The sequence below is a fragment of the Streptomyces sp. NPDC085524 genome, assembly GCF_044541755.1.
Classification (GTDB): Bacteria; Actinomycetota; Actinomycetes; order Streptomycetales; family Streptomycetaceae; genus Streptomyces.
Genome location: NZ_JBITTH010000002.1, coordinates 425,952 through 447,487, shown reverse-complemented (window position 1 = coordinate 447,487; position 21,536 = coordinate 425,952). Strand labels below are relative to the sequence as shown.

Below are 21,536 nucleotides of genomic sequence, written 5' to 3'. Positions count from 1 at the left end.
GGCAGCGCAATCGGGTGCCCCGGGGTCCCAGTAGGAACGGAAGACCGGCGTGCCGGACCCGGACAGGGCTGCCGGACACCGGCGGCCCGATCCGCTGCCATGAGCACCGTCTGCGGGTCCGGTGTCTACCGCTGCAGAAAGGCAAGAGCCTTGGCTTCCTGCGACCGGATGGTGTCAGCGGCTGTGTGGCGCGACCAGGCCGGTTTCGTAGGCGAGGACCACGAGTTGGGCGCGGTCGCGGGCCTGGAGTTTGGTCATGGCCCGATTGATGTGGGTTTTCGCGGTCATGGGGCTGATCACCATGTGGTCCGCGATCTCGTCGTTGGACAGGCCTTGGGCGACCAGCACGACGGCCTCGCGCTCGCGGTTGGTCAGCTCCGTCAACATGGTGTCGGCACCGGTATGGAGGGGCTGGGTGACGTACCGGTCGATCAGCTTGCGGGTGATCGAAGGGGCGAGCAGGGCGTCGCCGCGCGCGGCGACGCGCACGGCGTGGAGGAAGTCTTCCGGAACGATGTCCTTGACGAGGAATCCGGCGGCGCCGGCGCGCAGGGCGTTGAAGACGTATTCGTCGAAGCCGTAGTTGGTCAGGATGACGACGTGCATCCCGGCCAGGGCCGGGTCGGCGGCGATGCGCCTGGTCGCCTCGATGCCGTCGAGGACCGGCATCTGGATGTCGATGAGCGCGATGTCGGGTACGTGTTCCTTGGCGAGCGCCAGGCCTTCCTGGCCGTCGCCGGCTTCGGCCACCACCTCGATGTCATCTTCGAGGTCGAGGAGGGCGCGGAATCCGCTGCGGATGAGTGGCTGGTCGTCGACCAGCAGGACACGAATCATGACATCTGCTCCACGGGGAGTTCAGCCTGGACGGTGAAGCCGCCCTCGCTGCGCGGCTCCGCGAGCAGGCGGCCGCCGAGAGCGGTGACCCGTTCGCGCATCCCGAGGAGTCCAACGCCCGGCAGCGGGACGTTGTCCGGTGTGGCCTTGCCGTCGTCGTCGATGCGTACCGCGAGGGCATCCGGGCGGTAGTCGATCCGGGCTGACGCGGTGGCGGCGTCGGCGTGCCGGGCGATGTTGGTCAGGGACTCCTGGACGATGCGGTAGACGGTCCGTTCCACCGCGGCTGGCACACCGCGTGGTTGTCCTTCGATCGTCAGTGTCGCGTCCAGGCCGATCGCCCGAGCACGTTCGACCAGTTCCGGGACGTCGTGGAGCCCGCGCGGTGGCGTCGTGCTGTCGTCACGCAGTGCCTCCAAGGTGGCCCGTAGCTCCCGGTTCGCCTCGCGACCGGCCTCGCGGATCGCCAAGAGGGCTTCCGGCACCGGTTCGCCGCGCTTGTGGGCCACATGGACGGCGACTTCGGCCTGCACCTTGATGACCGAGATCTGGTGAGTGAGCGAATCGTGCAGCTCCCGCGCGATGTGCAGCCGCTCCTCGTCGGCACGACGCCGCGCCGTCTCCTCCCGAGTGCGCTCGGCCTCGTCCGCCCGCTGCTCGGCCTGCCGCACCGCCTCCCCTGCGGCGAAGGCTGCGATAAGCCAAGCGAGTTCCAGGGTGCCGCGGGCCTGCACCGATACCTCGCCCGCGGGCCCGTCGCGCAGGGCCAGCGCCGTGAGCTGGAGAGTCACCAGCAGGGTCACCGACGCCGTCACCGCGAGGGTGCGGTGCCCGGCCCGCACCGCGCCGTACACCGCGACCAGGTACGCGACGGAGAGGACGTCGAACCCAGCCGCCTGGTAACCGATCGCGCACAGCCCGGTGACGGCCAGGACGACGACCGGAGCCCGGCGGCGCGCGGCCAGCGCAAGGCCGCCGACCGCCAGCAGCGCGCGGCCGAGCAGATCGGTTGCTGTGCCCGGGTGCTCCCCGGACCATCCGGTGCCCAGCATGAGCGCCGCCACGCCCACGGCGATCGCCCAGTCCCCGACAGCAGCCGGCACTTCGAACCGTCGTTTCCCCATGGGCGCACCTTAGCCAGAGGGCTGTGCGGGCGAGTCCCACTCGCGGAGGAACGGCCCTCTACCGCGCCCGCGGTACATACGCGGCTCCTGCCGCGTTCGCGGTAGCCGTGTACGCCGTCGGCGGCAGCGCAAAATGCATCCGTCTGCGGGACGACCGGCGGGGGGACCGGCGGACAGGATTCGGACGGCTTCCAGCAACAGAAGTCGTACGAGAAGTACGAGGAGAAGGAGCACTTCATGTCCGTCCGTTACGTGCTTGCCGCACCGGTGGCCGCGCACGCCTCGGTCCAGCCGATCGCCGCCGATGCCTATGAGCTGACCGCCGGGCGGCTCGTAGGCACCGTGGCGGCGCTGGTGGCGCTGGCTGGCGTGGTTATCGGCGCATTGGCCCTGGCCCGTTCCGCCGGCCGAATCGGCAACGGCAACGGGAAGAGGGGGGCCTTCGTGGCTTTGGTGACGGGGCTGTTCGGCGTGGTCATCGGCGCGGTGAATCTGGGCGTCGCCGACGGCGGTCCCGGCACCGGCAACGGGGTGATCGGTGGCGCCCTGGCCCTGGCGCTGGGGCTGATCGCCGTGGTCCTCAGCCGACTGGCCCTGGTCCGCTCTCGCCGCGCGGGACGACCGGCTGACCGCCCTGTCCACTTGCGCGCGGCCGAGTGAGGAAGGGACAGGGACTCGAGGAGACGATGATGGCAACTGAAACCGCACGCGTGGGCGGGGCTCTGGCGGGGCTGGGCCGTTTCTGTTTCCGGCGCCGCCGCCTGGTCCTGATGGCCTGGATCGTCGGTGTGATCGCCGTGGCGTTCGTCGGCTTCGGCTACGGCGCCGCCCCCGACAACGACTTCTCCGGAGGAGACTCGCAGTCGGCCAGGGCGCAGAAGCTGATGGCGAAACACTTCCCCAAGGAGCAAGGGGACAGGCTGACCCTTGCGATCAAGGCTGACAAGGGAATCGACGATCCTGCCGCCCGGCAGAAGATCGAGAAGACCATCGCCGATCTCGCCGACTCACCTGTCACCGGACCGGTGATCTCGCCCTACCAGGACAAGAACCTGGTGACGCAGGATCGCCGTATCGCCCGCGTGACCATCCCGCTGAGCCACAAGGAGGTGGACAAGACCGAGGTCAAACCCTTGGTGGACACCGTCAAAGACGCCTCCGACGACAGCGTCACGCTTGCGCTGGGCGGATACATGGCGGAAAAGGCCGAGACACCCCCGCAGGGTCCGGCCGAAAGCGTGGGCCTCCTGGCCGCAGCAGTGATCCTGTTCATCGCCTTCGGGTCACTGGTGGCCATGGGCTTGCCGATCGTGACCGCCCTCCTGGCCATCGTGGCCGGCCTCGCGCTGATGAAGCTGGTGGGCCACCTGGTTCCCGCGCCGAATTTCGCTCTGACCTTCGGCGCGATGATCGGGCTCGGCGTCGGCATCGACTACGCACTGTTCATCGTCACCCGCTACAAGGACAGCCTCCGGGACGGCGATGACCCCGAGAGCGCCACGGTCAACGCCATCACCACCGCTGGCCACGCGGTGCTGTTCGCTGGCACGACCGTGGTGATCGCGCTGATGGGCCTGGCCGTCATGGGACAGCGGCTGATGACCGGGGTGGCCGTCGCCACATCGATCACCGTGCTGGTCACGATGATCGCCGCGGTGACGCTACTGCCCGCGTTCCTGGGCTTCACCGGATACAAGATCGACTCGCTGCGCCTGCCCCGGCGCGCATCCCGCCGCAGCCAGGAGGCCGGTGCGCCGTCCCGGGAGCGCCGCACCCTCGCCGAGCGCTGGGCCGGCGTGGTGCAACACAGGCCGCTGGTCTCCGCGCTCCTCGCCGGCGGGATCCTGCTGCTGCTGGCCGCCCCCACCCTGTCGATGCGGCTGAGCCAGCCCGACGCCAGCGTCCAGCCCCGCGACCGCAGCAGCTACATCTCGTACAAGATCCTCTCCGAGGGCTTCGGCCCGGGCTACGGGGCACCCCTGGTCTTCGCCGCCGAGGTCGGCTCCAAGAACGCCGATCTCCGCCCCGTCGTCGAAGCGGTCGCCAGAACCGAAGGCATCGCCCACGCCACGCCACCCCGGGTCAGCCAGGACGGGCAGGCCGTCACCTTCACCGCCTTCCCCACGACCGGGTTCCAGGACGAGGCAACCGCGAACCTGGTGCACAAGCTCCGCGACGACGTGCTGCCCCGGACAGCCGGCGGCGAACAGGTCCTCGTCGGCGGACCGAACGCCAGCACCATCGACGTCGCCGAGGAATCCGGCTCGCGCCTGCCCCTGATGATCGCGGTCGTCATCGCGACGTCCATGGTGCTGCTGATCGCGCTGGTCCGGTCGGTCACGATCGCCCTGCAGGCCGCCGTGATGAACCTGCTGTCGATCGGCGCCGCCTACGGAGTGCTGGTGGCCGTCGTGCAGTGGGGATGGCTCGGCACGGCCCTCGGGTTCCCCGCCGCCATGCCGGTCACGACCTGGGTCCCCATGATGATGTTCCCGGTCCTGTTCGGCCTGTCGATGGACTACCAGGTATTCCTGATCTCGCGGGTCCGCGAGGAGTACGAACGAACCGGCGACACCCGAGAGGCCGTCGCGCGAGGGCTGGCGCGGACCGCCAAGGTAATCACAGCCGCGGCCGCCATCATGATCGCCGTCTTCACCACCTCCCTCCTCGGCCCCGACGTCGCCGTCAAGCAAGGAGGCCTGGGCATGGCCGTCGCCGTACTCATCGACGCCACCATCGTCCGGATGATCTTCGTCCCCGCAGTGATGGAACTGTGCGGCAAGGCCAACTGGTGGATGCCCGGACGCCGCACACCGAAGGCGGTCTCGACCACACCGGCCGAAGTCGGCCAAGAGGCGAGGGTCTGATCAGAAAGCCGACACACGAAGGCCGTAGTGACCGGTGGAACTGGCCTGACCGGCTGCTCCCGCCGCACCCGTTGACCACAGCGGATCCGTGTTCTGCCGTGGTCACGTCCTGTGGGTGGTCACGGCGCGACGTGCCGCGTACGCGGCGGCGCCGGCGGCCAGTACCGCGGCGCCGGAGATCACCGACGAGGCCGGGAGGGCGAAGGCGAGGACGAGGCAGCCGGCCAGCCCGACGATGGGGATGATCCGCGCCGGTCGGCCCTCGTCCGGGGCGAGGGTCCAGGCGGAGGCGTTGGCGATGGCGTAGTAGGCGAGCACCCCGAAGGAGGAGAAACCGATCGCCCCACGCACGTCTGCGGTCGCGGCGAGCACGGCCACGACGGCGCCGACCACGAGTTCGGCGCGGTGCGGCACCTGGAACTTCGGGTGGACGGCGGCCAAAGCGTGCGGGAGGTGGTGGTCGCGGGCCATCGCCAGGGTCGTGCGCGAGACCCCGAGGATCAAGGCGAGGAGCGAGCCGAGCGCCGCCACCGCGGCGCCCACCCGCACGACCGGCGCCAGCCAGTCCGCACCTGCGGCCCGTACCGCATCCGACAGCGGGGCGGTGGCGTCCGCCAGCCCCTGCGGGCCCAGCACGAGCAGGACGGCGACAGCCACGGCCGCGTAGACGGCGAGTGCGATGCCGAGGGCGAGCGGGATGGCCCGAGGGATGGTGCGGGCGGGGTCGCGGACCTCCTCCCCGAGCGTGGCGATGCGGGCATAGCCGGCGAAGGCGAAGAACAGCAGGCCCGCCGCTTGGAGCACCCCGCCGAAGGTCGCGTCGTCACCGATGTTCAGCCGGGCCGTGTCCGCGTCGCCGGAGGTGGCCGCGGCGACCACCACCGCGGCCAGCACGGCCAGGACCACGGCAACGATGACGCGGGTGAGCCAGGCGGACTTCTGCACCCCGGCGTAGTTGACGGCGGTCAGCGCCACCACGGCGGCGACCGCGACGGCGTGCGCCTGACCGGGCCACACGTACGAGCCGACGGTCAGCGCCATGGCCGCACAGGAGGCGGTCTTGCCGACCACGAACGCCCATCCGGCGAGGTAGCCCCAGAACTCGCCCAGCCGCTCCCGCCCGTAGACGTACGTACCGCCGGAGGCGGGGTACCGGGCGGCCAGCCGCGCCGAGGACATCGCGTTGCAGTACGCCACCACCGCCGCCAGCGCCAGGCCGAGCATCAGCCCCGACCCGGCCGCACCGGCCGCCGGAGCCAGCGCCGCGAAGATCCCCGCCCCGATCATCGACCCCAGGCCGATCACCACGGCGTCGAACACACCCAGGTGCCGCATCAATTCGCCTGTTCCCGAAGACCCCGCCACCGCGCCCATCACTTGCTCCCCAACCACACTCCGGCAGACGTACCGGCGCACCGTATAGGAACAAGGTGACCGGACGGGGACCGCATCCGGATGGGAAGACGCGGCAAGTGCTACCCGGCTCTTGAGGAGTAGCGCAGCCTGCAATCTCCAACCGGCGCGCCCGCGCCACCGCCCTCGTCGCCCTCGCCCGGGACCTACCCCCAGCGGTCCTCGGTCTGCTTGGCCTCCACCCCCTGACAGCCGCCCACTGGCGACGGCATGCCGCCACCAACTGGCCAACCTTTCTCGAAGCCCGCCGCGCTCCCACCCTGACCACACCGGTCTTAAGCCGGCTCAGACGGCACCGCATCGGCGCCGCGGGAGGCATAAGGCGGCACTCCTGCCGGTCTGTGACCCACGCCACACAAAGTTCCTGTCAGGAATCGGGGTGCTGTTCCGCTCAGGTCATCGAGAGCCAAGCGAACTGACAGGAGCATCACATGAAGCACAGCATCGTCGTCCTCGGCGCCGGCTATGCCGGGGCCTACGTGGCCGGGACCCTGGCCCGCCGGCTGACCCCTGCGGACGCCGAGATCACGGTGGTCAACGCCGAGCCGGACTTCGTCCAGAGGCTGCGGCTGCACCAGCTCGCGGCCGGCCAGGAGATCGAGGCCCCGAGGCTCGCCGACGTCTTCGGGGGCACGGGGATACGGCTGCGCGTGGCCCGTGTCACCGCTGTCGACCCCGAGCGCCAGGTCGTCGCCGTGGCCGACGCCGACGGCGGCGACGACCTCGGCTACGACACGCTTCTCTACGCGCTCGGCAGCCACGTCGCCGACCTCGGCGTCCCCGGCGTCGCCGAGCACGCCTTCCACGTCACCAGCCGTCCGGCGGCACTTCGCCTGCGCGACCGTCTGGACAGCCTGAGCAGCCGGGACGAAGGCGGGAGCGTCCTGGTCGTCGGCGACGGGCTGACCGGCATCGAGACCGCCACCGAGATCGCCGAGTCCCGGCCCGGCCTTTCGGTGACGCTGGTCGCCCGCGGCGAGCTGGGCGCCCCGCTCTCCGCAGGGGCCCGCGGCCACCTGCGCCGGGCCTGCGACCGGCTGGGCATCACCGTCCTGGAGCACACCAGCGTCGAAGCCGTGGAAGCCGAGCGGGTGCTGTGCGCCGACGGCACCGTCCTGGCGTCCGACGCGACCGTGTGGACGGCCGGGTTCGCGGTCAACCCCATCGCCGCCGCAGCCGGGCTGCAGGTCACCGACGACGGCCGGATCGTCGTCGACCGCACCATGCGCTCGCTCTCGCACCCGAACGTCTACGCCGCCGGCGACAGCGTCTACACCATCGGCGACAACGGCCGGCCGCTGCCGATGTCCTGTGCTTCGGCAGGCTTCACCGGCATGCAGGCCATGAAGGCCATGAAGGCCATCGTGGGGAGCCTGACCGGTGGCAAGACAGCGAACGTCAAGCTGAGCTACCCGGGCAACCACATCAGCCTCGGCCGACGGGACGGGATCCTGCAGATAGTCGACGAACAAGCGCAGGCCAAGCCGAAGTACGTGGGTGGCCGGAAGGCGGCGCGGATCAAGGCGGGCATCGTCAGGATGTCGCTGTGGACCACCTCGCACCCGACCTTCGGCCTGCCCAAGCGCAAGCTCCACCTGGCCGCCGCGCCGAACGGGGTCCCCGCAAAGGTGGCAGCGTAGCCCGCATAGGGTAATCCCCGTGGACAGCACCGCCATTGACCGCTTCGACACCAGTCGGTTCGAGGCCAGCCGCAACCGGCTGGCCTCGCTGGCGTACCGGCTGCTGGGCTCCGCCGCCGACGCCGAAGACGCCGTACAGGACACGTTCTTGCACTGGCAGGCCGCCGACCGGCAGCGGATCAAGGTCCCGGAAGCATGGCTGACCAAGGTCGCCACCAACCTGTGCCTCGACAAGCTCCGCTCGGCACAGGCCCGCCGCGAACGCACCGCAGGCGCCTGGCTGCCCGAACCCCTCCTCGACGGCGACCCGATGCTCGGCCCGGCCGACACCTACGAGCAGCGCGAAACCGTCTCCCTGGCCGTGCTCACTCTCATGGAACGCCTGTCACCCGCCGAGCGGGCCGTCTACGTCCTGCGCGAAGCCTTCTCCTACAGCCATGCCGAGATCGCCGAAATCCTCGACGTCACCGAGTCCGCGAGCCAGCAGCACCTCCACCGGGCCCGGCACCGCATCACCACAGCGCGCCGCGGAGGCGGCGAACTCGACCCGCAATCCGCCCGCAAGATCGTCGAAGAGTTCCTCGCCGCCGCCTCCTCGGGACGCACCGAACGGCTGGTGGCGCTGCTCACCGACGGCGCGACCGCGATCTCCGACGGCGCCGGCCTGACCCAGAAGCTGCTGCGGTACGACACTCCGGAGCGCATCGCCGCCATCGCACGGGCCGGCTTCAAGTCCACGCCCGCGAAGCAGCGACTCGCCGGAGGGGTCTCCGAGGTCCACTTCGCGCTCGTCAACGGCGCCCCCGCCATCCTCTTCGTGCCCGACGGCAAGGTCGTCGGCGCCGTCACGTTCGACGTCACAGACGGCAAGATCGCCACCGTACGCGGCATCGCCGCCCCCACCCGCCTCGTCCGCCTCACCGAAGCCTGGCGGCAGCACGAACCGGGAGCCCCGCTCATCACCGAGTGGTGACGCGAGGCCTGGGCCACTTCATCACGCGCACCGGGTTCGAGCGGCTTGCCAACGAGTGTGGGCGGAATAGCGCACGGTGTGAATGACGCTCCCCGCCAGCTGAGCAGACGCCCTGGACAGCGGCCCGGCGGGAGGCGTACGCGAACGACCAGAACAGCCCAGACACCCTGATCGCGGTCTCCGCCGCCTCCAACAGGTCCAAGGCCGACAAGGACCCGGCGGAATGGCTGCCCTCGGACGGCTCGTACCACTGCACGTACGCCGCCACTTGGGTCGGTACGAAGCTGCGCTGGGACCTGGCCGTCGACGAGAACGAGCGCCAGGCACTTCTCGGACTCGCCGAGGACTGCCCAACCACCACCGTGGTCTACGAACCTGCCCCGTAACCTCCCTCGCCCGGCCCGCAGTCCAACTGGCCGTTGCGGCACTACAAGCTCGCTCGCCGCCGCGTCAACGTCCTCTGGGCCCTCCTGCGCGACGGACGGAGCTACGAGCCAGCTCCGCCGGCAAGGGCTGCCGCATAGGAAGGGGCACGACACGCTGCGCGCGGCCAGGTGGTCTGACCGACCCCGTCAAACCAGGCAAAACTCGTTACCTTCCGGGTCTGCCATCACCACGTGATCCGGCCTGCCCTGCAACTCCTCCTCGCGGACCACGGTCGCGCCCGCAGCGGTCAACCGCTCCACCGCCTCGACCACGCGGGGCCAGCGCACCTCCCACGGGGTTTCACGGCCGCCACCAACTTGCACGTCGATATGCAGCCGGTTCTTCGCCACCTTCGGCTCCGGCACCTTCAGGAAGGACAAGGTGGGGCCCACTCCGTCCGGATCTGAGAGGTACGCCCCGTCATCCCACTCGTCCTCCGGAACCTCATGATGCGAGAACCACTCCTCCCAGCTCGCGAACCCTGCGGGCGCGGGTTTCTCCTCGTAGCCCAACGTCAGCGCCCAGAACGCGGCCAGCTTCGCCGGGTACGCGCAGTCGATCGTCAAGCTCCACTTGGTCCCCATGAGCCCTCCCCAGTCGGATGAACGGACTGTACCGCGCACCTCCGACACCTCCTGCCCGCTGCCTCAAGCGTGCGCCGCGGCTTGACGAACGGCATTAGGAATCGATGACACGGGACAGCCAGGTGCACCCGGACGGAGGACGGTCTGCAGCTCGCCAAGAAATTCGAACAGCTGCTCTAATTAGTGGATGACGTCCCTCCACTTCCCCGACGACCTGCTCGATCTCCAGGCCGCATGGCTGCGCACCTACGCCGACCTGTCCCGCCAGCCCGCAAATGCCAGCACCACCGCACTTCGCCGCCGGATCATCACCCTCTCCTGCAGCATCGCCGCGCACCCTTTCTGGGCCGTTCCGGATCGCTCCGCGGCCGCCCGCGTCGAGCTCCGACGCCGCGCCCGAACCCGTACCTGGGTGACAGCGGCGTGAGCACCGAACCGGGCGGGCCGCCATCGGCCGTCGGGTTCCCGGACGACCTGGTCGCCCTCCAGCAGCAGTGGACGCGCATCTTCAACCAGCTGGCCAGCGGCCCCGCAGCCGGCAGCCATGAGATGCGCATGCAGCTGCTCCGCCTCAGCCTCCGCCTGGACTCCCACCCGCACTGGGCGAGCACCGAGGCCGGGTGGAGCCGGAGGGCCCGCAGCAAGCTCCAGCGCCATGCGAGTTCGGCCCCGGGCGGTGAGGAGCAGCTGGTCACGCTGTGCGTCGACGGCCGCATCATTGCCGTGCCACCGGGCGAAGCCGCATCCCGGCGGCGACGCAGATGAACAGCCCGGCACCGGCTGCACCGGCCCATCACCCTCGTCCGCCGGACGGCCAGCGCCTTCAGGTACGGCTCTATGAACGCCAGGAACTCGCCGACCACCGGATCTTCAAGATCGGCATGCCTGTCTCTGCCCCCACCCCGGTGGCACGAGGACCGGCCTGACGACGCGGTTCAGGTGTGGATTCGGCCGTTGATGCCGTCGTGCAGGTCGGCCTGCTCGTCGTCGAACCAGTAGTCGCCCGCGGCGAGGTAGCGGAAGGAATGACTGCTGTGGGAAGGCAGGGAGACATGAGCGGCCCGGGTGCCGTCCCCGCGGGGCTTCAGAGGGTGAGCTGCGGGGTTCCACTGGTTGAAGTCCCCGACCACACTCACCGGCCCGGCCGGGGTCTCCTCCGGGAGGACGAAGGTGACCTGAGTGCGGCTCTTAAGCTGGTTGCGTTCGAGCATGGGGGTCTCCAACTGTTCGGACGGGGCCCGGGCATCGTGGCCTGTGCGGGGGCCGGCTGTGCGTGACGCGCTCGAGGGCGGTATGCCGGTCACCCGCCCGGAGCGTCTGCATGCGCAGGCCTGACCGGTGCCGGGCCACGGCGTACGTGGCGGGGCCCGGCCGGGTGGCTACTTCGACCGGCCGGGCCCCGCACGCGTGGACCTCTCGCCCTGTCACCGTGACACGGGCCTGCCCGTACCGCCGGATGGTGTAGGCCGGTCGGGGGAAAACGTGCTCACGGTGGGACGAGCCGCAGATGCTGCGTGCTCGCCGGCCGCCTCCCGGCTAGGGCCTGTTGTGAAAGTGCTGGTCACAGCCATTCGTTGATGGCTGCGACCAGCACGGTCGCTTCGTAGCGGACGGCGAGTTTGTCGTATCGAGTCGCCACGGCTCGGTGGCGCTTGAGGCGGTTGATCCCGCACTCGACCGCGTGCCGCTGTTTGTAGTCGTCCCGGTCGAACTTCGGCGGCCGCCCGCCTCCTGAACCACGCCCCAGCCGGTTGCGGACCCGGTCTGCGGGCACGGGGATCGTGGCCTTGATTCCGCGTCTGCGCAGGTAGGCGCGGTTGCTGCGAGAGTCGTAGGCCTTGTCGGCCCGCACACGGTCCGGACGTTTGCGCGGCCTGCCGAGCCCGAGCCTGGGCACCCGAATCGCTTCCAGGACCGGCTCGAACTGCGGAGAGTCGCCCCGCTGCCCGGCGGTGATCACCACCGACAAGGGCTTCTGCCCTTGCTCGACGGCGAGGTGGATTTTGCTGGTCAGGCCACCCCGGGACCGTCCGAGGCCGTGGTCGGCCGGCTCGACGAAGACGCCGCCGGGCGGTTCCTTTTGGAGATCCCCCTTTTCGCCGCCCCGGCGGCGTGCTGGTGGGCCCGGCAGACGGTGGAGTCGACGTTGACCTCCCAGCTGATCAGGCCCTTGGCGTCCGCCTCGGCCTGGAGCCGGGTGAGGATCTGGGCCCAGGTGCCGTCCCGCTGCCAGCGCCGGGACAGGTCGTAGACCCGGTCCCAGGGCCCGTAGCGTTCCGGCACATCACGCCACGGGGCGCCGGTCCGGGTCCGCCACCGTATGCCGTCTATCAGCTGACGGCGCGTCCACACCTGCGGCCGACCCGGCTTGATGCCCTGCGGCAGCAACGGCTCAAGCCGGGCCCACTGGCCGTTCGTCAGATCTCCACGTCCCACAAGACGTGATCATGAACAAACAAGATCCACTTTCGCAACAGACCCTAGACGTCTGCGCTGGCCAGGCCCCGGAGAGGGGTACGGGAGCCATCACGCCGGCCGGGGCTGTTACGGCTTCGCGGATCCGCTCGGCGGCCCGGCGTGCCCGGTACGCCTTCTGTCGGCAGGCGGCCGGTCGTAGACGGCGTCCCGGCGGTGACCGTGGCCCAGGGCAAACCGGACCGGCTTCTCGTCGTTGGTCAGGTTCCCGTTCATCGGGGTGAGCGCCCGACGGCGAGCCGACCCGGTGCGTGGGCGCGGGGCCGGCTCCTGGTATCAGTGCGGCGTGACCTTGCCTGCTGGCTGATCACTTCGCCTGGGAGAGCGAGACCGCGTCGGGGCCGGCGGGGAATCGCAGCTGGCCGGTCGTGTCGTGCACGGCTCGCCACACTGTCTCGGCGACGTCGCTCTCCTTGGTGAACAGCTCCTGGCCCGTGAACTCGCCCATGGCCTTCTTCGCCCATGGTGCGTAGGGCGCCGGGACCAGCTCGTCCAGCGGGGCGCCCTTCGTCGCGTTGGCCGCGAAGTTCGTCGTCAGGCAGGCGCCCGGCTCGACCGTCTTCGCCCGCACACCGAACGGCGCGAGCTCGAGCGCGAGGGATGCGGTGAACCCCTCGATGGCCATCTTGCTCGCCTTGTAGACGGCCGAGAGCGGCATGTGCCCCAGCACCACGCTCGAGGTCACGTTGACCACCACGCCGGAGCCACGCTCGCGGAACTGGGGCAGCACCGCCTGCGTCATCGCCATCACGCCGAACGTGTTGGTCTCGAAGACCTCCCGTACTCGGGCCATGGGGGTGCCCTCGAACACGCTGATCGAGGGCACGCCCGCGTTGTTGACCAGGACATCGATGGGGCCCTCGGCCTCGAACGCGGCGGTGATGCTCTCGGGCCTGGTCACGTCGAGCTCGATGACGCGGAGCCGGTCCGACTCAGGAAGGACGCCTGGACGCGGCGTCCGCATCGTGGCGATGACGTTCCACCCCTGCGAGTGGAAGTAGAGGGCGGTCTCCCGCCCGTACCCGGATGAGGTACCAGTGATCAGAACTGTCTTCATGTTGTGCCCCTTTGCGATGTGGTGGGATCCATACGGGTGGGCAGGCATTTTCCTGCTCCACGGGAGAACCGGTGATCCCATTGAATCGTTCTGACCTGCGGAGATAGTAGAACTATCCTCGCTACTCCTTGCACGATCCTCCAGTAAAGCCCACCCACCTCAGGGCAGGAGACCTGCCGGCGCACGCACGGCCTGACGCAGGCGGGCGGCGTCCTGGCTGGGGGGCGCGCCGAACTGGCGGCGGTACTCCCGGCTGAACTGCGACGGGTTGTCGTAGCCGACGCGGTGGCCGACTCCGGTGACGTCTCCGGGGTGGGTGGCGAGCAGCAGCCGGGCCTCCTGGAGCCGGATCTGCTTCTGGAACTGGATGGGGCTCATCGCGGTCACCGCTTGGAAGTTGCGGTAGAAGGCGGAGACGCCCATGCCGGACTGCCGCGCCACGTCCTCGACCCGGAAGGGCTGCGCGTAGTGCTCGCGGATCCAGCGCACGGCCCGCGAGATGTGGCTGAGGCTGCTGTCGGCCAGGCCGAGCTGGCGAACCGTCGCACCCTGCTCACCGGTGATCAGACGCCACAGGATCTCGCGCTTGACCAGCGGGGCCAGTACGGCCCGGTCGCGGGGCTCGTCGAGCAGGCGCAGCAGCCGGACCACCGCGTCCAGCAGCGCGGCCGGAGCGTCACTGACGGCGATCCCCGACGGCGCGCCCCCGCTGCTCCGGGGGGCGTCTCCGGGCCCGGCCTCAAGCAGCAGCTCGGCAACGGCGGACGGTTCCAGGACGAGACCGAACCCCAGCGCCGGCTGCTCGGGGTCGGCCTGGGTGAACTGCCCTGTGACAGGCAGATCGACGGATGCAACCAGGTACTGCCCGGGCCCGTACTCGAACACCCTCTCACCCAGGGCGAGGCGTTTGGCGCCCTGCGCGATGACCGCCAGGAGCGTGCCGGACATCGAAGGCGCCGGCGGATCAGGGCGGTCGACCTTCGAGATGAGGACGCCGTCGACGGCGGTGGTCCAGTCGGGCCGCGCATGGCGGGCCAGCAGGGTGCGGAGTTCTTCGAGGTACATACGTCCATTGCAGCACCATTCCGCGGCGCGGTTCCCAAAGTCGCGAGGATCGTGCAAGTTCAAACGAGTATCGGTCTAACATTTTCGCAGGTCAGCCCGCTTGAATGGAATCATCACACTCCATCACCGAAGAGGATGAGAGAGAATCCATGATTGCCAACTACGGCTTCAGCGCCACCCTGACCGCCAGGCCCGGTATGGGCGACCAACTCGTCGACCTGCTGCTGACCGGACTGAACGAGGGCAGCCCCGGCGCGAGCGAATACTGCCTCGTCTACCTCGTCTCCCGCTCCGCGTCCGACCCCGACGTCGTCCACGTCGCCGAAGGCTGGACCAGCCAGGAGGACCACCACCGCGTCTTCGCCGGCAGGACCGCCCAGGCCGTCGTGGCGCAGATCGGCCCGCTGCTCGCCAAGGACTCCGAGTACACCGACTTCGTTCCGGTCCGCGGCAAATCCGCCCTCTGACCCGCCGAACCCCACACCCCACACCCCACACCCCAGCCTCTGCCGCCTCAGTGCCCGCCGAGGTGGCCCCCGTCCTCGCCCGACCGTCCCGCCACCACCCACGAGAGGCAACGACCATGACCACAGCACGCCCCTCCCTCGACCCCGAACTGCATGAACTCCTGGCCGACATGACGCTGATGTCCCAGCTCAGCCCGGAAGTGCTGGCGCAGGTACGCCCCTTCTCCTCGATGCCCGTCGAACTCCTCCTCGAAGGTCGTGCTATCGACCGGCGCGAGGTCACCGTTGCGAGTCCGGACGGCACCCCGATCCCCTTGTCCGTCTTCAGCCCCGCGAACAGCGGTCGCACCGCTGCCGCACCCTGCGTCTACTGGATGCACGGCGGCGGGATGGTCATGGGCGACCGCTTCTCACAGATCGACATCCCGCTGGAGTGGCTCGACGAGTTCGGCGCTGTCGTGGTCTCCGTCGACTACCGGCTCGCGCCCGAGTCCACCGGCACCATCCCGGTCGACGACTGCTACCAGGGACTGCTCTGGATCGCCGACCACGCCGCCGAACTGGGCATCGACCCCGCCCGGATCATCGTCGCAGGCGCCAGCGCGGGCGGCGGCCTCGCCGCCGGCGTCACCCTGCTGGCCCGCGACCTCGGCACCCCGCCGATCGCCGCCCAAGTCCTGATCGGCCCCATGCTCGACCACCGCAACACCACCACCTCCAGCTTCCAGTACTCGAACGGGCCCGGCGTCTGGACCCGCGAGATGAACGGATTCGGATGGCGCTGCCTCCTCGGCGACCTCACCGACGACGAGGTACCCGCATACGTCTCACCCGCCCTGGCCGACGACCTCGCGGGCCTGCCGACCACCTACATCGACACCGGCTCCGCCGAAGTCTTCCGCGACGAGGACACCAACTACGCCACCCGCATCTGGGCGGCCGGCGGCCAGGCCGAACTCCACGTCTGGGCAGGCGGCTTCCACGGATTCGACGCCCTGTACCCGCAGGCACACATCTCGGCCACAGCCCGCCGAACCCGCACCGACTGGCTCGCCCGGCTCCCGTCCACGAACCCCGCCGCATAGGTGAAGTCGACGAGTTTCGGTCGTACGCTTCAGCCTTGGCCAAGACCTCAGCGTCTGCTGTTTCCGGGCGCGAGCAGGCTGGTGACCTCGGCGATCGCCTCCGCCGAGGGGTGGAAGTAGCGCCGTACGTTCTCCGGCTGCTTGTGCCGGGACTTCGACATCAGCATGGGCAGGCTGGCCCCGGCCTCGCCGAGGTGGGTGAGACCAGAATGGCGGTATTCGTGCAGGTCCCAGCCTGTGCCCGGCACCCCGCCGACTGCGGTGTGGGCGTCGAGCAGGGCGCGGGCCCGGCCGAACGACAGCCGGACCAGCCCGGTGTCCGGGCACACGTCACGCGGCGCGAGGAGCTTGCTGGGACCCGGCTTGCGGTGGGTGACGAACACCGGCCCGCGCGTGCGGCCCTTGATCAGCCGGGGCACCGCGGCGGCGGGTACGCGGCTTCGAGCCCTTGGCTTTCAGCGGGGCCCTGCGGGCGGAAAGGTCCAGCTCCTCGATGTTGACGCCGAGGATCTCCTCCGCCCGCGCGACGGTCTCGTACAGCATCCGCCACAGCGTCTTCTCCCGCAGGTGGACCTCGCGCCGGGCGATCAGCCGGTCCACGGCCGTCTTCGAGCGGGCCGGGGTCTCCGAGTCCGGCGGGGGCATCCGCTTCACCCAGGCCGGGACTGCCGGGCCGTCGTATCCGCGCTCGACACACCAGCCCAGCCACGACAGCACCGCCGCCCGCCGGGCGTTCCACGTGTTGACCGCGGCCTCGCCCCACAGTTGTTCGAGGGCGCCGACGACCCGTCAGCCGCTCACCAGCAGCGATCCGGGCTTAGTACTGCAACGGTCTTTGCCGTCACGGTTGGGCAGGTGGGTCGTTGGGCTGGTCATGCACCGCTTCTCCAGGTCGGAGCCGCGTGAGACGGCCCTTGCCTATATGCGGGGCCTGATCGCTCCGCTGGAGCGGAAGAACGGCTGGACGCTGGCGGAGGAGGCCGGGCCGGCAGGTCCGGACAGGGTCCAGCGGCTGCTGAACCGGATCGATTGGGACGCGGACGAGGTTCTCAACGACGTGCGGGAGTACGTCGTTGAGAACCTCGGCGATCCGGATGCGGTGCTGATCGTGGATGACACCGGGTTCCTGAAGAAGGGCGACCGGTCGGCCGGTGTCCAGCGGCAGTACTCCGGCACGGCCGGCCGGACGGAGAACTGCCAGGTCGGAGTCTTTCTGGCCTATGCGGCCGGTCGCGGTCGCACCCTGATCGACCGGCGTCTCTACGTGCCGGCGTCCTGGACCGAGGACCGGGACCGGTGCCGGCGGGCCGGCATCGACGACACGGTCGTCTTCGAGACCAAGGTCGCAACAGCCAGGGCGATGGTCCGACGGGCCATCGCGGAGAAGATCCCGTTCGGGTGGGTGACCGCGGACGCCGGCTACGGCTTCTCCAAGAGCTGGCGCTCGGAGCTGGAGCGGGCAGACGTCTTCCACGTCACGGCCACCACCCGGCACGACACCGTCGTCACCCGCTGGGCCATGGACCATCCCGTCCATGACCTGTTTCCCGGGCTGCCGCGGCAGAAGTGGAAGCGCCGTTCCTGCGGCGACGGCGCCCACGGACCCCGCGTCTTCGACTGGGCCCGAGCCGAGGTCCGCCCCTGGCACCGCGACGACCGCCGTCACTGGGTGATCGCCCGCCACAGCGTCCGCAGGCCTGAGGAGATCTCCTACTACATCGCCTACTGCCCCGCGGAAACCACCCTCGACCAGCTGATCCACGTCGCCGGCAGCCGGTGGGCAGTCGAAGAGTGCTTCCAGACCGCGAAGCAGGAGTGCGGCCTGGACGACTACCAGGTCCGCCGCTACCCCGGCTGGCACCGACACATGACTCTCGCCCTGGCCGCCCACGCCTGCCTCACCGTTCTGCGGGCCCGCGAACCGGACGCCGGCAAAGCAGAAACGGATCCTCCGGCCTCGTCCCCCTCAGCCTGCCCGAGCTCCGACGTCTGATCACCCGACTCACACACCGGCAGGCCACCCCCGTCGAGCATGTCCTGCACTGGTCCCACTGGCGACGCCGCCGACAGTTTCAGGCCCGACTCAGCCACTACAAACAACGCGGCCACCTGCCACCCGAAACTGCCCAACCATCACAGCAAAGACCGTTGCAGTACTAGGCAGTGTCTGACAGCTCTTGCCCGGGGTGGTGGATCTGTTGCCGTTTCGGGCATGAGCCGGTCATGGTGCGTCGCCATGAACTGACGAATGCTCAGTGGGATCGCATAGCCGGGCTGCTGCCGGAGACCGGTCCGGTGGTCGGTGGGCCGACCACCGCACCGTGGTCAAAAGAACGGTGTGCTGTACCGGACGCGGACCGGGATTCCCTGGCGTGACCTGCCCGAACGCTACGGATACTGGCAGACCGTCTACGAACGCCACCGTCGCTGGTCGGCGGATGGCACCTGGTCGAAGATCCTGCGGGCGTTGCAGGCCGGTGCCGACTAAACTGCCCGGGACGCGGACGGTTCGTGGGCGGTCAACGTCGATTCCACCACCTGCCGGGCCCAACAGCATGCGGCCGGGGCCCGGCATTGCGCCCCGGCCGACCACCCCGAAAAAGGGGTGGGACCCGTGTGGATGCAGAGGGCCGTGAGGCCCTGGGACGTTCCCGGGGCGGGCTGACCAGCGAGATTCACCTCCTGGCGGACGACCGCTGCCGCCCTCTGGTCTGGCTGACCTCGCCTGGCCAGCGCGGTGACAGCCCGATGTTCATCCCTCTCATGAAGGTCCTGAACGTGGCCCGCACCAGGGCCGGGCGACCCCGTACCCGACCGGACCGCGCCCGTGGCGACAAGGCGTACTCCAGTCGCGCCAACCGCGTCTACCTGCGCAAACGCGGGATCAAGGCAACGATCGCCCAGCCGGACGACCAGCGCGCGAACTGCCGCCGGCTCGGCCGGGCCGGCGGCCGCCCGCCGGCATCCGCCGACGGAACCAGGCCAGAGCCGACCGCCCACCGCCAGGCCGTAAGCGGCACCCGCAGCCGGCCCGCAGCCTGGTTCTCGTCGTACTGCTCCCGTACCGAACGCGCGACTCCTCGACTACAGCGGCGAGCGGCCCGTACTCGCGTTGAAACTGCAGGAGTTGTTCGGCTGGTCTGCCGCCTTCGCGCTTCCGGACGGGCGGGCCCCGCCACCGTCCACCTGCTCTCCCCGGCTGGGCACCCGGCCGCCGCCACCGGCGGCCTCGCGTCGTTCTGGCGCGAGGGCCACCGCGCCGTGCGGGCGGGCGCCGCGGCCGCTACCCCCGCCACCCGTGGCCGGAGGACCCGGCTGCGGCCGAGCCGGCCCGGCGGCTCAACACGCCCAACCGGGAAGCGCCACGGACAGCTTTCGGGGTCAGCCGCCACCCGAGCCGGCCGAGGCCGAACCGCCGGAAGTCCAGCCGGAGTTGTGCGGCGTCGGCCGATCGCGCGTGCTGCGCTCGGTGCGCAGCGCCACCACGACCCCAGCCGGGCCGAGCAGGGCCTTCAGCGCGTCGGCGAGCGGCTGCGGGTCGCCGTCGAGCGGGAGCGCGAGCTGCTCCCGGACGCCCAGCAGGACGAGTTCCAGCTCGAGCGTGGAGACGGCCGGCTTGTAGTCCCCCTGGTACGGCTCCACCACCTTGTGCGTCAGCCGCACCTGGCGCAGGGTCTTGACGGGCAGCCAGTCGTCCGGCCCGGCGCCCCGGACCAACCGCAGGGACGCGGGCACCCCGGCCGGCGCGAACTCCACCCGCAGGATGTCCCGGGCCCGGGAAGAGGCGTGCGCCAGCCAGCCGATCAGGTACTCCAGCCCGGCGATCACCCCCACCACCACGAACACGGTCGACGCCCGCGCCCCGGCCATCGCCATACCGAACGCGACGAGCAGGGTCAGCACGCCCAGAGCGAGCGGAGTCAACAGCGCCGGCCCCGCCGAGGCCAGCACGTTCCACACCGGCCCGGCCGGGCCGACGCGCAGGACCAGATCCGTCGAGTCGGGGCCTTGTCTCAGCAAGGGATCGGTGGCCATGCCTCCAGCGTAGGACCGGTCCGCAAGAGCGCCTCGACCATATCCGACCAATGGAGCACGACTTCTGACGGCCCGTAGCCCACAGCCGGCGGGCGCGGCGGGCTCCCAGGACTCGAACCACGGGTCGGGCCACTGCTCGGCGGCGGCCACTGGCAGGGTAGAGGGTGGCGCCGTCCAGGCTCTCGCGGATGGTGTCGGCGTGGCGGCCGTGGCGTGCGGTCTCCTCGATCAGGTGCAGCAGCACCCACCGCACCGACCACTCCTCGACATCGGCGGGGAACCACGGCACAGCCCCCGCGTCCCTCCATCCAGGCCGGACAGGAAATGAGCGCACAGACCTCGTCCCCCTCGGCATCGGTCATGTCCGTGTGAAAGAAAGACCCACTCGTGCACCGGTGCCCCCGATGGCGCGTTCCCGAACCGACAGAGCAGACACCTGCACGCGTGAGCAGCGAATTGTCGGCGGACACGGCAAGTTGGTACACCTGCGGCACGGGGTCCTCCGGGGTTGTTCATGGCAACGAAACTCTCTCCAAAGGGCCCCTGTCCTCATGCCTGCCGAGCCCCAGAAACAACCCCTCGAACTCCAGAGCCCGTGATCACCAGGCCCTTACGTCACCACCATGTCCCGGTCCTGTAAGGGAACCGGGCTCGGGGTACCCGCCCGCCCAGTCGGCCACTAGCGTGCGGGCATTGGGCCCAGCAGCCCAGCGGACCACCACACCCCGGGAGACTCACCCGTGCCCATCTTTGGTCCCCGCACCCTACTCGCCACGATCGCCCTCGCCACCATGCTGACGCTGACCGCCTGCGACCCCGCAGCCGAAGCCGAAGCCCCTCCCGCCGCTCCCGCCGCCTCCGCCTCTGTCTCCTCGCCCGCAAGGTCCGCCATCTCCACCTCGCCCACCGGTTCGGGCAAGCACACGCTGGCCGAGGCCGCCACCGCCGGCGGGCTCACCAAGGCCACCGGTGCCAGCGCAGTCTCCGACGTCCCGGTCGACCCGGGCGAAATGCGTGACGACATGCACCTGGTGGTCGCCGACTACAACCGTGCCGGGCAGACCTCCGGCCGCCGCATCCTTTTCGTTGGCGTCGACGGCGTTCCCGAGGACCCGAACAAGCGTCGCGAGCACCTTTGGCGCGGCCTGATCGACTACGCCCTGCAGAACGGCTCCACCGGCACCCCCACCACCGCCAAGCCGTACCAGCCGGGTCCGTTCGGCGGATCCCTCGAGTGCCTCAGCCTGCCCGAGTCCGCCAACGCCACCGACGTCATCTGCGGCTGGTCCGACACCACCACAGCCGCCGTCGCACTCTTCCCCCACACCACCCCGGCCGATGCAGCCAGCCTCTTCGCGGCCATGCGCGCCGACCTCGAACACTGACCGCCCCCTCTACCACACCCCTATGGCCGAGGCGTCGCGCAGGCAGCGGCACTACCGGGTGATCCACGCCGTGTGTCTCGCTGTGTGCGGGCTGCGGCGAGCA

The 21,536-nt window shown here is 70.1% G+C and carries 19 protein-coding genes and 5 pseudogenes; 13 read left to right on the top strand and 11 right to left on the bottom strand.

Annotated features, from left to right (window positions below; all coding sequences use genetic code 11):
* Positions 1–174 precede the first annotated feature (174 nt).
* Together ACIGFK_RS04815 and ACIGFK_RS04810 are read right to left on the bottom strand one after the other, a co-directional pair.
* A complete protein-coding gene (locus ACIGFK_RS04815) occupies positions 175–837 on the bottom strand; it encodes a response regulator (RefSeq protein WP_400050560.1) in 663 nt (220 codons plus the stop codon).
* Positions 834–1,961 carry a sensor histidine kinase gene (locus tag ACIGFK_RS04810; RefSeq protein ID WP_400050558.1) on the bottom strand — a complete coding sequence of 376 codons (1,128 nt, stop codon included), beginning with the start codon at positions 1,959–1,961 and terminating at the stop codon, positions 834–836. The genes ACIGFK_RS04815 and ACIGFK_RS04810 overlap by 4 nt, the downstream gene beginning before the upstream one ends.
* A 237-nt stretch (positions 1,962–2,198) precedes the next feature.
* Between ACIGFK_RS04810 and ACIGFK_RS04805 the strand changes: the two genes are divergently transcribed.
* Positions 2,199–2,621: a DUF6223 family protein gene (locus ACIGFK_RS04805; protein ID WP_400050556.1), complete on the top strand. Its 423-nt coding sequence runs from the start codon at positions 2,199–2,201 to the stop codon at positions 2,619–2,621.
* 29 nt (positions 2,622–2,650) lie between these two features.
* On the top strand, positions 2,651–4,828 hold the full coding sequence (locus ACIGFK_RS04800) for an MMPL family transporter (RefSeq protein WP_400050555.1): 2,178 nt from the start codon (positions 2,651–2,653) through the stop codon (positions 4,826–4,828).
* 102 nt (positions 4,829–4,930) lie between these two features.
* On the opposite strand, the gene ACIGFK_RS04795 is transcribed toward ACIGFK_RS04800, so the two are convergent.
* Complete coding sequence (locus tag ACIGFK_RS04795; protein ID WP_400050553.1) at positions 4,931–6,163, bottom strand: APC family permease; 1,233 nt, start codon at positions 6,161–6,163, stop codon at positions 4,931–4,933.
* Positions 6,164–6,672: 509 nt separating this feature from the next.
* Here ACIGFK_RS04795 and ACIGFK_RS04790 point away from each other — a divergent pair.
* From ACIGFK_RS04790 to ACIGFK_RS04780, 3 genes and pseudogenes are all read left to right on the top strand, one after another.
* Complete coding sequence (locus tag ACIGFK_RS04790) at positions 6,673–7,881, top strand: NAD(P)/FAD-dependent oxidoreductase (RefSeq protein ID WP_400050552.1); 1,209 nt, start codon at positions 6,673–6,675, stop codon at positions 7,879–7,881.
* Positions 7,882–7,900: 19 nt separating this feature from the next.
* The gene (locus ACIGFK_RS04785) at positions 7,901–8,854 is read left to right on the top strand and encodes a sigma-70 family RNA polymerase sigma factor (RefSeq protein WP_400050550.1); all 954 of its coding nucleotides are present in this window, start codon (positions 7,901–7,903) and stop codon (positions 8,852–8,854) included.
* A 113-nt stretch (positions 8,855–8,967) separates the two neighbouring features.
* Positions 8,968–9,240, top strand: a pseudogene (locus ACIGFK_RS04780) (HNH endonuclease); the annotation flags it as partial.
* A 186-nt stretch (positions 9,241–9,426) separates the two neighbouring features.
* Here ACIGFK_RS04780 and ACIGFK_RS04775 read toward each other — a convergent pair.
* Positions 9,427–9,864: a VOC family protein gene (locus tag ACIGFK_RS04775; RefSeq protein ID WP_400050548.1), complete on the bottom strand. Its 438-nt coding sequence runs from the start codon at positions 9,862–9,864 to the stop codon at positions 9,427–9,429.
* A 187-nt stretch (positions 9,865–10,051) separates the two neighbouring features.
* On the opposite strand from ACIGFK_RS04775, the gene ACIGFK_RS04770 reads away from it, so the two are divergent.
* On the top strand, positions 10,052–10,291 hold the full coding sequence (locus ACIGFK_RS04770) for a hypothetical protein (RefSeq protein WP_400050547.1): 240 nt from the start codon (positions 10,052–10,054) through the stop codon (positions 10,289–10,291).
* Positions 10,288–10,629: a hypothetical protein gene (locus ACIGFK_RS04765; protein WP_400050545.1), complete on the top strand. Its 342-nt coding sequence runs from the start codon at positions 10,288–10,290 to the stop codon at positions 10,627–10,629. The genes ACIGFK_RS04770 and ACIGFK_RS04765 overlap by 4 nt, the downstream gene beginning before the upstream one ends.
* Positions 10,630–10,799: 170 nt before the next feature.
* Here the strand turns inward: ACIGFK_RS04765 and ACIGFK_RS04760 are convergent, their stop codons facing one another.
* From ACIGFK_RS04760 to ACIGFK_RS04745, 4 genes are all read right to left on the bottom strand, one after another.
* Positions 10,800–11,075 carry an isoamylase early set domain-containing protein gene (locus ACIGFK_RS04760; protein WP_400050543.1) on the bottom strand — a complete coding sequence of 92 codons (276 nt, stop codon included), beginning with the start codon at positions 11,073–11,075 and terminating at the stop codon, positions 10,800–10,802.
* A 350-nt stretch (positions 11,076–11,425) separates the two neighbouring features.
* A protein-coding gene (locus ACIGFK_RS04755) for an IS5 family transposase (RefSeq protein ID WP_400050541.1) occupies positions 11,426–12,300 on the bottom strand; the annotation gives its coding sequence in 2 pieces (ribosomal slippage) (positions 11,426–11,907 and positions 11,907–12,300; 876 coding nt in all).
* A 346-nt stretch (positions 12,301–12,646) separates the two neighbouring features.
* Entirely contained in the window at positions 12,647–13,396 is a 750-nt protein-coding gene (locus ACIGFK_RS04750) for an SDR family oxidoreductase (protein WP_400050539.1), read from the bottom strand.
* Positions 13,397–13,555: 159 nt separating this feature from the next.
* Positions 13,556–14,461, bottom strand: coding sequence for an AraC family transcriptional regulator (locus ACIGFK_RS04745; RefSeq protein WP_131557673.1), 906 nt, complete (start codon positions 14,459–14,461; stop codon positions 13,556–13,558).
* 149 nt (positions 14,462–14,610) lie between these two features.
* Between ACIGFK_RS04745 and ACIGFK_RS04740 the strand changes: the two genes are divergently transcribed.
* Positions 14,611–14,928, top strand: coding sequence for a putative quinol monooxygenase (locus tag ACIGFK_RS04740; protein ID WP_400050537.1), 318 nt, complete (start codon positions 14,611–14,613; stop codon positions 14,926–14,928).
* 116 nt (positions 14,929–15,044) lie between these two features.
* Positions 15,045–16,013: an alpha/beta hydrolase gene (locus tag ACIGFK_RS04735; protein WP_400050535.1), complete on the top strand. Its 969-nt coding sequence runs from the start codon at positions 15,045–15,047 to the stop codon at positions 16,011–16,013.
* 47 nt (positions 16,014–16,060) lie between these two features.
* Here ACIGFK_RS04735 and ACIGFK_RS04730 read toward each other — a convergent pair.
* A pseudogene (locus ACIGFK_RS04730) lies at positions 16,061–16,790 on the bottom strand (site-specific integrase); the annotation flags it as partial.
* A gap of 97 nt (positions 16,791–16,887) precedes the next feature.
* Here ACIGFK_RS04730 and ACIGFK_RS04725 point away from each other — a divergent pair.
* The 3 genes and pseudogenes from ACIGFK_RS04725 to ACIGFK_RS04715 all read left to right on the top strand — a co-directional run.
* Positions 16,888–18,006 carry an IS701 family transposase gene (locus tag ACIGFK_RS04725; RefSeq protein WP_400050533.1) on the top strand — a complete coding sequence of 373 codons (1,119 nt, stop codon included), beginning with the start codon at positions 16,888–16,890 and terminating at the stop codon, positions 18,004–18,006.
* Positions 18,007–18,239: 233 nt separating this feature from the next.
* Positions 18,240–18,971 (top strand): annotated as a pseudogene (locus ACIGFK_RS04720) (IS5 family transposase); the annotation flags it as partial.
* Between the two features lie 121 nt (positions 18,972–19,092).
* A pseudogene (locus ACIGFK_RS04715) lies at positions 19,093–19,357 on the top strand (ATP-dependent helicase C-terminal domain-containing protein); the annotation flags it as partial.
* A gap of 37 nt (positions 19,358–19,394) precedes the next feature.
* Here ACIGFK_RS04715 and ACIGFK_RS04710 read toward each other — a convergent pair.
* Together ACIGFK_RS04710 and ACIGFK_RS04705 are read right to left on the bottom strand one after the other, a co-directional pair.
* Positions 19,395–20,048, bottom strand: coding sequence for a hypothetical protein (locus tag ACIGFK_RS04710; protein WP_400050531.1), 654 nt, complete (start codon positions 20,046–20,048; stop codon positions 19,395–19,397).
* A gap of 229 nt (positions 20,049–20,277) precedes the next feature.
* A pseudogene (locus ACIGFK_RS04705) lies at positions 20,278–20,403 on the bottom strand (hypothetical protein); the annotation flags it as partial.
* Between the two features lie 385 nt (positions 20,404–20,788).
* Between ACIGFK_RS04705 and ACIGFK_RS04700 the strand changes: the two are divergent.
* A complete protein-coding gene (locus ACIGFK_RS04700; RefSeq protein WP_400050529.1) occupies positions 20,789–21,433 on the top strand; it encodes a hypothetical protein in 645 nt (214 codons plus the stop codon).
* Positions 21,434–21,536: the final 103 nt, after the last annotated feature.

Excerpts from the sequence above, each read along its gene's own strand:
- ACIGFK_RS04795 (WP_400050553.1), bottom strand. The coding sequence starts at position 6,163 with ATGCGGCACCTGGGTGTGTTCGACGCCGTGGTGATCGGCCTGGGGTCG.
- ACIGFK_RS04770 (WP_400050547.1), top strand. The coding sequence starts at position 10,052 with ATGACGTCCCTCCACTTCCCCGACGACCTGCTCGATCTCCAGGCCGCA.
- ACIGFK_RS04790 (WP_400050552.1), top strand. The coding sequence starts at position 6,673 with ATGAAGCACAGCATCGTCGTCCTCGGCGCCGGCTATGCCGGGGCCTAC.
- ACIGFK_RS04740 (WP_400050537.1), top strand. The coding sequence starts at position 14,611 with ATGATTGCCAACTACGGCTTCAGCGCCACCCTGACCGCCAGGCCCGGT.
- ACIGFK_RS04815 (WP_400050560.1), bottom strand. The coding sequence starts at position 837 with ATGATTCGTGTCCTGCTGGTCGACGACCAGCCACTCATCCGCAGCGGA.
- ACIGFK_RS04725 (WP_400050533.1), top strand. The coding sequence starts at position 16,888 with ATGCACCGCTTCTCCAGGTCGGAGCCGCGTGAGACGGCCCTTGCCTAT.
- ACIGFK_RS04800 (WP_400050555.1), top strand. The coding sequence starts at position 2,651 with ATGGCAACTGAAACCGCACGCGTGGGCGGGGCTCTGGCGGGGCTGGGC.
- ACIGFK_RS04760 (WP_400050543.1), bottom strand. The coding sequence starts at position 11,075 with ATGCTCGAACGCAACCAGCTTAAGAGCCGCACTCAGGTCACCTTCGTC.
- ACIGFK_RS04805 (WP_400050556.1), top strand. The coding sequence starts at position 2,199 with ATGTCCGTCCGTTACGTGCTTGCCGCACCGGTGGCCGCGCACGCCTCG.
- ACIGFK_RS04735 (WP_400050535.1), top strand. The coding sequence starts at position 15,045 with ATGACCACAGCACGCCCCTCCCTCGACCCCGAACTGCATGAACTCCTG.
- ACIGFK_RS04750 (WP_400050539.1), bottom strand. The coding sequence starts at position 13,396 with ATGAAGACAGTTCTGATCACTGGTACCTCATCCGGGTACGGGCGGGAG.
- ACIGFK_RS04710 (WP_400050531.1), bottom strand. The coding sequence starts at position 20,048 with ATGGCCACCGATCCCTTGCTGAGACAAGGCCCCGACTCGACGGATCTG.
- ACIGFK_RS04810 (WP_400050558.1), bottom strand. The coding sequence starts at position 1,961 with ATGGGGAAACGACGGTTCGAAGTGCCGGCTGCTGTCGGGGACTGGGCG.
- ACIGFK_RS04745 (WP_131557673.1), bottom strand. The coding sequence starts at position 14,461 with ATGTACCTCGAAGAACTCCGCACCCTGCTGGCCCGCCATGCGCGGCCC.
- ACIGFK_RS04775 (WP_400050548.1), bottom strand. The coding sequence starts at position 9,864 with ATGGGGACCAAGTGGAGCTTGACGATCGACTGCGCGTACCCGGCGAAG.